General features: G+C 72.2%; 2 protein-coding genes and 1 pseudogene. All 3 read right to left on the bottom strand.

All coding sequences use genetic code 11. The features are described from left to right. Positions 1-55 precede the first annotated feature (55 nt). On the bottom strand, positions 56-1,291 hold the full coding sequence (locus AOK15_RS36090; protein ID WP_055522691.1) for an MFS transporter: 1,236 nt from the start codon (positions 1,289-1,291) through the stop codon (positions 56-58). A gap of 128 nt (positions 1,292-1,419) precedes the next feature. Continuing rightward, positions 1,420-2,383, bottom strand: a pseudogene (locus AOK15_RS36095) (endonuclease/exonuclease/phosphatase family protein). A 330-nt stretch (positions 2,384-2,713) separates the two neighbouring features. After that, complete coding sequence (locus tag AOK15_RS36100) at positions 2,714-3,349, bottom strand: TetR/AcrR family transcriptional regulator (RefSeq protein ID WP_055522695.1); 636 nt, start codon at positions 3,347-3,349, stop codon at positions 2,714-2,716. Positions 3,350-3,418: the final 69 nt, after the last annotated feature.

Raw genomic sequence — 3,418 nt, forward strand, 5'->3', positions numbered from 1 at the left:
GTACGGGGCTAAGGACCGAGGGCGCCCGGCGGGGCGGGGCGGGCGCCCTCGGTCCTTAGCCCCGTACCGGCTCCGACTCACGTCCGGGTACGTGCGAGGCCACCAGGCGCCCCCCGGCCGGCTGCGCGGAGCATGTCGCGGTCGCGCGGCGGGCGTCCACCGCGTGGGCGATCGCGGCCACCCCGAGGCCGAGGACGGCGAGGCCCGCTCCGACGACCGCCGGGGACGTGGTGCCGAGGCCCAGGGAGAGGGCGAGGCCGCCGATCCAGGCGCCTCCGGCGTTCGCGAGGTTGAAGGCGGCCTGGTTGGCGGAGGACGCGAGGGACGGGGCGGAGGCGGCCTTCTCCATGACCATCAACTGGAGGGGCGAGCCGGTGACGAACGCCGCGACGCCGAGGAGGACCACCGCCAGGGCCGCGCTCCACTGGGCGGACATGAGCACCGGGAACAGCGCGAGGACCACGACCAGCGAGGTCAGGCCGCCGAAGAGGGTGCCCCGCATCGAGTGGTCCGCGAGACGGCCGCCGGCCAGGTTGCCGATGGTCGCGCCCACACCGAACAGGGCCAGCAGCAGGGTGACGCTGCCGTCGGCGTACCCGGCGGAGCCGGTGAGCATCGGGGTGATGTAGCTGTAGGCGGAGAACAGCGCGGCGAACCCGGCGACGGTAGTGCCGAGGGCCAGCCAGACGGGCAGGGAGCGCAGGGCGCCCAGCTCGCCGCGCAGGCCGGTGGCCGGCGCCGTGGCGTGGTCGTGCGGGAGGAGGGCGGCCAGCGAGGCGATCGCGGCGAGACCGATCGCGCTCACACCGAGGAAGGTGACCCGCCAGCCGAACTCCTGGCCCAGCAGCGTCGCCACGGGGACCCCGGCGATGTTCGCGACCGTCAGTCCGAGGAACATCAGCGAGACCGAGCGGGCCTTGCGCTCCGGTGCGACGAGGCCGGTGGCGACGACCGCGCCGACGCCGAAGAAGGCGCCGTGCGGCAGACCGCTGAGGAAGCGGGCGGCGAGCAGCCAGTGCTCGTCGGGGGCGAGCGCGGAGAGGGCGTTGCCGGCCACGAACAGGGCCATCAGCCCGATGAGGACCGTGCGGCGGGGCATCCGGGCCGTGGCCGCCGCGAGCAGTGGGGCACCGACGACGACGCCGAGCGCGTACGCGGAGACGAGGTGGCCGGCGGCGGGGATCGAGACACCGAGGTCGGCCGCGACGTCGGGCAGCAGGCCCATCATGACGAACTCGGTCGTCCCGATACCGAAGGCTCCTACGGCGAGGGCGAGCAGGGCCAGGGGCATGGGGAGACCTTTCGGGGAGGAGGAGAGCAGGGGGAAGGAGGGATTCCGTGGAATCCCTCCCCCACTATATGTTCACTGCCGGAACAAACTCTCCGGGCTCTCCATTCCCGCCCCGCTGACCTGCGGGATCAGCGACCTGACGTGGTGATCGTCACCCGCGCCGCCACCGGCAGGTGGTCGCTTCCCGTCGCCGGGAGGGTCCAGGACGCCATCGGCTCCAGCCCCCGGACCATGATCTGGTCGATACGGGCCATCGGGAACGACGCCGGCCAGCTGAAGCCGAAGCCGTCGCCGGCCGCGCCCTGGGTGGAGCGCATCTGGGCGGTGACGGCGTTCAGGGCGCGGTCGTTCATGGTGCCGTTGAGGTCTCCGAGGAGGACGACGTCCTGGATGGGCTCGTCGGCGATGGCCTCGCCCAGCGCGTCGGCGCTCTTGTCGCGCTGGCGGGCGGTGAACCCGGCCTCCAGCTTCACCCGCACCGAGGGCAGATGGGCGACGTACACGGCCACCGGGCCCTCGGGGGTGGTCACGGTGGAGCGCATGGCGCGCTCCCAGCCGAGCTTGATGTCGACGGGCTTGGTGGCGCTCATCGGGTACTTGCTCCACAGCCCGACGGTGCCGACGACCTCGTGGTACGGGTACGTCGCCGCGAGCGCCTTCTCGTACACCGGCACCGCGGCCTCCGTCAGCTCCTCCAGGGCGACGACGTCCGCGCCGGAGGCGGCGACGTCCCCGGCGGTGCCGGACGGGTCGGCGTTGTCCGCGTTGACGTTGTGGGTGACGACCATGAGGTCGCCCCCGCTGCCGGTCTTGCTGGTGACCAGTCCGCCGAAGAGGTTCAGCCAGACGATCGTGGGGACCAGCACCGCGATCAGCGCGATCGCCGACCTACGGACGATCGCCAGGACCAGCAGCAGCGGGATCGCGATGCCCAGCCAGGGCAGGAACGTCTCGGTCAGACTGCCCAGGTTGCCCACGCTGTTGGGGACCTGGGCGTGCAGCACCATGGCGAGCGCGACGAGCAGGGCGAGGACCGCGACGACGACGCCGCGCCGCCAGATCCTGCGGTCGCCTCTCCAGCCGCCGAACCATCGGCCGAGCAGGCGCCGGAGCCGGGATCCTTCGCGGCCCTCGCCCGTGCCGCCGCCGCCCGTCTCCGTCATGTACGCCTGCGCCATACCGTCGCCTCACAACCTGCCGTGCACACCGTCCCCCGCGCCCGGGGAGTGCCGGGAAGTTCACGACACCGGGGTGTGGTGCGGGACTTCGCGGCACTCCCTAGACCCTAGGGGATGATCGCCGTCGATCCTGCCGCCGTGTGGCGGCCGTACGGGCACGAGGACGAACAACCCGCTGTTCGGAGTTCCGAACCGGCGGTGAACGGGTGAGCTCTGTAACGGAATGCGAACATTCCGCTGTGACTCAGCTCGCAGGCGGACGCAGCCCTTCGAGCACCGTGTCGACCATGACCTCCGCGAGGTCCTCGGGGAGCGGCGAGTCGGGACGCATGATGGTGCGCACGAGCATCGGGCCGAAGACGAGGTCCCCGATGACGTCGATGTCGACGTCGCTACGGAGTTCGCCGTTGCCCTGCCCGCGCAGCAGGACGTCGGCGAGGATCCGGCGGCGCGGGGTGACGACGTTCGCGTGGTAGGCGTCCCAGATCTTGGGGCTGGACTTCATCTGGGCGAAGACGTTGTGCAGGATCGCCGAGGAGCGGTTGGCGAGTCCTCGTCGGCGGACGGCCTCCAGCAGGACGACCAGGTCGTCCCGCATGGAGGTGCCGGGCAGCGCCGGTTCGGGCGGTTCGGAGGCGCGCAGGACGTCGACGAACAGCTCCTCCTTGCCGCGCCACCGGCGGTAGATGGTGGCCTTACCGACACCGGCGGTGCGGGCCACCCGTTCTATGGACAGCTCCGCGAGGGGCACACCGTCCTCCAGGAGCTTCATCACGCCCTCGATGATGGAGCGCTCCACGGCCTCGCTGCGGGGCCGCCCCCGCACGGGGCTCACTTCCCGGGCCCGTCCGTCCTGGGCCCGGCTTCCGGCGAGGCTCACGGTCCACTCCGTCTCTGTCGTCGCACCGGGGTGATTCTCCCCCGGCCGCGCCCCCGAAGGGCGCCCCCC

The sequence above is a fragment of the Streptomyces ossamyceticus genome (genome assembly GCF_001418475.1).
Classification (GTDB): Bacteria; Actinomycetota; Actinomycetes; order Streptomycetales; family Streptomycetaceae; genus Streptomyces; species Streptomyces ossamyceticus.